The following is a 264-nucleotide window of genomic DNA, read 5'->3' as shown; positions in this document are numbered from 1 at the left end:
AGCAAACGTGGTTGATGCAGCAGCAAAAGGTGCCAGTACAGGCCTACAAATCGCTCTAAATGTAGGAGCTATGTTGATTGCGTTTATCGCGTTGATTTCCTTACTTAATGGGCTTTTAGGTGGAATCGGTGGGATGTTTGGATTTGAAAACCTATCGATTGAGTTACTCCTTGGTTATATTTTTGCGCCGCTTGCTTTTGCCATTGGTGTTCCTTGGAACGAAGCCATTCAAGCTGGTAATTTTATCGGACAAAAACTTGTTGT

The 264-nt window shown here is 42.4% G+C and carries 1 protein-coding gene; it reads left to right on the top strand.

What is annotated here, in order from left to right:
- Positions 1-264 (top strand): nucleoside transporter C-terminal domain-containing protein (locus AB1471_RS17475; protein WP_367780999.1); only part of this gene is annotated, 264 nt, incomplete at both ends.

It is taken from the genome of Jeotgalibacillus marinus, from assembly GCF_040801915.1.
In the GTDB taxonomy this organism is placed as follows: domain Bacteria; phylum Bacillota; class Bacilli; order Bacillales; family Jeotgalibacillaceae; genus Jeotgalibacillus; species Jeotgalibacillus marinus.
The sequence above is the reverse complement of the archived record's forward strand: the minus strand, read 5'-3'. Positions and strand labels throughout refer to the sequence as shown.